This is a genomic window from Bradyrhizobium jicamae, assembly GCF_001440395.1.
In the GTDB taxonomy this organism is placed as follows: domain Bacteria; phylum Pseudomonadota; class Alphaproteobacteria; order Rhizobiales; family Xanthobacteraceae; genus Bradyrhizobium; species Bradyrhizobium jicamae.
This window is the reverse complement of sequence record NZ_LLXZ01000195.1, coordinates 872-5,199: the sequence shown is the minus strand read 5'-3', so window position 1 is coordinate 5,199 and position 4,328 is coordinate 872. Positions and strand designations below refer to the sequence as shown.

2 protein-coding genes and 1 pseudogene are annotated in these 4,328 nt (G+C 66.7%); all 3 read right to left on the bottom strand.

Features of this window, described 5'->3' with window-relative positions; genetic code table 11:
• The coding region (locus CQ12_RS33745) for a reverse transcriptase family protein (protein ID WP_063799864.1) at positions 1-1,570 on the bottom strand (1,570 nt) is incomplete at its 3' end.
• A gap of 355 nt (positions 1,571-1,925) precedes the next feature.
• Positions 1,926-3,596, bottom strand: coding sequence for an SWIM zinc finger family protein (locus tag CQ12_RS33740; RefSeq protein WP_057839601.1), 1,671 nt, complete (start codon positions 3,594-3,596; stop codon positions 1,926-1,928).
• Positions 3,593-4,328, bottom strand: a pseudogene (locus CQ12_RS33735) (hypothetical protein); the annotation flags it as partial. The gene CQ12_RS33740 and the pseudogene CQ12_RS33735, both read right to left, overlap by 4 nt.

Below are 4,328 nucleotides of genomic sequence, written 5' to 3'. Positions count from 1 at the left end.
CTTGGGCGGCCCGCGTCTTTTCTTCCTGTCGCGCCAGCGCGACCAGCACTGGGTCCGGAGCTGGCGGCGGCCGCTCGGCGGGAGTCCATTGCCGGCCGGGCGGCGTCTGGCCGGCAGACGCGGCCTTGCGGAATGCGGCGCGGGTCGGAAGCCGTTCGGAGCGGGTGGGGGCGTACTGTGCGGCGAGGCGCTGCGCCCGCTGCAGCAAGGGCGTGCCGCTCTCCGGATCGACCATCACGGCGAAATGGCCGAAACCGAGCAGCGACCGGATCACGTCCTTGCCGGGGCCGAAGTGCTTGCCATCAGGGCCGTGGCGCTCAACCTGCTGCAGCACGGCACGGTAACGGCGCAGCAGGTCGCGCGGCACGGCCAGGGCCTCGTTGACCGTGAGGCCGGTGACTTCCTGGCGCGTCGACCGGCGCATCACGCGCGTCTTGTCCGGATGGACCTTGAACCCTTCGGCCTCGACAATGCCGTGCACGGCCTTGAGCAAGGTGCCGATCTTTTTCACCGCTTCGCCCGAGGCGGAGAAGGTCAGATCGTCGGCGTAGCGGCTGTAGACAAAGCCGAGCGTGCGCGCGAGCCCCATGAGGCGTCGGTCGAGCCTGCGGCAGATCAGGTTGGTGATCGCCGGGCTGGTCGGCGCGCCCTGCGGCAGCAGCCGCGGGCCATCGGCGATGAAGTGGCGCTCGCCGTCGAGCGTCACCTCGTCGACAACAGGCTCGGTGCACAACAGCGCGAGCGGGATCGCGACCGCTTCAGCATAGCCCAGCGCCTCGAACAGACCCTTGACGCGGGCGTAGGTCAGGGTCGGGAAGAAATCCTTGAGGTCGAGATTGATCACCACGTCGCGGCCGACATGGTTGCGCGCGTTGGTCAGGATGGAGCGCTGCGGCGCAAAACCGTGCGCGGCATCATGCAGTGGCACCCGTGCGAGGATGTTGTCCAGAACCCAGTACTGCGCGCGCTTGAGGCGCGGCATCGGCGCCGAGATCAACCGCTCGCCACCGCTCTTCTTGGGGATCGTGAAGCGCTGATAGTGATTGACCGACGCCACCTTTCTGTTGAACGCGAGGAAGCGCAGCTCGCCCAGCGGTACGCCTATCGCGTCAGCCAGCGCCTTGGCATCGGCGAGCGGCGGCAAGCCGTCGTGCAACGGAATGGTGGTCGTGCGGCTGTGAAGGCCGGGCGAGACGTCCTCGCCAAGGTAGAGCACATCGCGTTTGCGGCGTTCGAACCAGGCAAACGCCCGCGTCTGTCGCGCCTCGGCGTTGCGGCGCTTGGTCTCCTGCCGCCGCGCCATCGCTTCGGCCTTGCGGCGCTTGTGCATTTCCTTCAGCGCTCGCACGGGATCGGCGAGGGTGGCGTTCTGACGCTGCAATTCGCTGAGTTCGCGCATCGCCTCCGCGCGCTCGCGGATCGTTTCCGCGGCGGGCGCCGGCGCGCCTTCGTCGGGCCAGAATCCGAGGCGGATCATCTCCTCGAGGATGACCTCGTCCCTCGAAGACTGGCGGATACGGTCGTAGAGTTCCTGGCGCGTCATCGTGCCGGGAGAAACGGTCTCGGTCACGCGGCCAGCCCTCCGGTCAGGAAGGTGGTGGTGGCCACGCGGAGGAGGGGGATCGGAAAGGGCGCAGGCCGGATTGCCTTCGTCTCATCCAAGAACTGGATCGATCCACTCGACGCCGGGGCGTCCACCCATCCGCAATTGGGTTCAAGGAACCCATTCTGCGATTGCGGATGGGTGGACTGCCCCGGCCCAGTGAAGATCGGGCCAGTGACGCATGCATGGTCATGGTGCAAGGACGGCGATACGCCGCCCGGGTTGCAAGGTCCTGACCAGCCTGCGCCCTTCCGAATGCGGTGATACGCGAACTGTCGTCTCCGGTTCAAGCCGGATCTGCAAATGGCAGCTTTCATGTCACTCATGCGATGGCGCGTCCGTCCTGGGCGACGCCCTCGACCTGGGCATGGAAGATCCGGCGCAACGCCAGCATGTGTTCGCAAGGGCCGCGCGCCATCTTGTTGTGGCCGTAGAAATGACAGCTGCATCGCGCCTCAACGAGACGGTCGTCGTCGTCGATGACGAGGTTCACCTGCTCGGTGCGGGCGTTGTCGAGCACGCTGCCGTTGACGGCGCGAGCGCCCTGGTTGCGATCAATGCTGCCGATCGTCACGAGGTTGGCGTTGATCAGGCGGTCGGCCTTCTCTTCCTGCGGGCTCGCAAAACGCAGTTGAGCAGGCGACAACGGCTCGCGCGTCAGTTCGCGCAGGCGGTAGAGCGACTTGTCGAGGTCGAACATGACGCGTCCGGCCTGGGTGTAGGCGGTGAGCGCCGCATGCACGAGCGTCTGGTCGACACCGGTCCACTGCGACAGCTCGGCGGCGGTCGACGCATGGGATTTGCCGAGCGCCGCGAAAACGCGCTGGGCGCTGTCGGTGTCCACCTTGTGGCGCGGCGCCAGCAGATCGAACTGCCCGGCGGACGACCAGTCGTTCGCGATCCAGCCGGACAAGCCGAGCGTAAATCGTAGCCCGCCGAAATCGACGACGAAGAACGACGGCAGGCCGCTCTGGGTCAGATGGACCCGCACCGAGCGCGCCAGCGGCAGCGCGCGTCCGAGAATCGCCAGCCTTCGCCGGCCCCAGATGCGGATTTCGGCAGCTTCCTTGCCGCGATAGATCGAGCGGCGGAAGGTGAGTCTTTCGTGCCACGGCTCGATGACCACCTCCAAGGCGGAATCCGGCTTCAGCACAAAGCGCAGCGAGCGTGGACCAGCCTTTTCCTTTTTCTGCGCGAGGCGGGTGAGAATGTTGGCCATGTCCTGTGGATGCAGGTCGAACACATGCGCCGGCAGGGTCATGGCGCTCGACACCTGCAGGAAGCCGCGCACCCAGCTGTCCGGCAGCTCGATCTTCTCCTCGCGGAAGTCGAGGTCGTCGCCGGTCTGCACCTCGAACCCGGAGGGATCAATGGTCAGCGTGGTGTCGCGATAGGAGCGGATCTTCTGGAATTCGTCGTAGAGGGCGTGGCTGTAGTCGATGTTGGTGGTGCCGAATGCCATCTCGCCGAGGCTCTCGAACACGTCGTGGTCGCATGACAGCCGCCCGTAGCTCGATTCGTCGAGGCTGAAGCACTCGAAGAAGATCTCATCCGGATGCACGGTGATGACAGGATCGAGCACGATCCAGGCGTCGCGGTTCTCCTTGTAGAGGTAGTTGAAATAGGCCTGCCGCGCCGTCCAGAACGGCTTCATCAGCCGATCGCGCGCGCGGTCGAGGCCGCGGATGCGGTCCTGCAATTCCGCGATACGCGGCTTGAGCGCCGCAGACTGCGCCGTCGCCTCGGCGAGGAAGTTGGCCTCGTTCTGCTTCAGCCACTCGAAGTAGGCGGTACGGTCGCGCGGCTTGAAGCGCAGGTCCGACACGACGACATGATGCAGCGCCGAGATCGCCTCGCGGAACGCAAGGTGGCGCGCGACCTTGCCGGTAAAGAAGGTCGGCTGGCGCAGCGTGTCCGGCGCGAAGGCGAACGACGACGAGGCGGCGTCGGACGAGGCGCTGGTGCTGCCGAGAAATCGGTAGGCGAAATTCATGCGGCGTTTCCGCTGGCTTGCGAGTCATTGCCCGACGGCGTGCGGCCGGCGCGCGCCACGGTGAAGGGCAGAGGGAGGTCCGGCCAGGCACGGGCGATGTCGCGCAGGATCATCAGCGCCGGCGCCTTGTCGCGCAGGGTCACGCTGAGCGTAAAGTCGTGCAGCAGCTGCGCGATATCAGCGGCGCGGTCCCGGTGCGCCAGCGCCTCGTTGCGCAGTGCCGTGAAGATGCGGTCCTTGGCGATGCGCCCGCGGTTGATCTGCATCAGGATGATGCGGGCCTGGGTGAGGAATTTGGCGAAGATCGCCGCGTCCGCCAGCGAGTGCTCGGTGAGCAACTCGGTGACGAAGAGGTGAAAGCTGCCGGAAGGGTGCTCCAGCACGCGCCCCAGCACCTCGGCGACGTCGCCGTCGGCGAGGCTGCGCCGAAGCAGCAGGCGGGCGCCGTCCTGCACCGCCGGCACGGTCGAGTCCGCCATGACAGCCAGTGCAGCCGCCGGCAGCGCGTCGTTGGGCCACGCAGTGAGGCGGTTCACCGCGGTCGATCGCACGTCGTCCCACTCGCTCTCGACCAGCAGCACGGCATTCTGGGGGTCGGCACGGAAACGGGCTTCGTCGGCGGCAAACGCTTGAAGCGCGAAGCGGCGCACGGCAGCGAACGGATGGTTGCCGAGGCGGGCCAACTGGCGGACCGAGAAGCGCTGCGGGTCGCGGCTCTCCAGCAGCTTTGCG

Excerpts from the sequence above, each read along its gene's own strand:
- CQ12_RS33740 (WP_057839601.1), bottom strand. The coding sequence starts at position 3,596 with ATGAATTTCGCCTACCGATTTCTCGGCAGCACCAGCGCCTCGTCCGAC.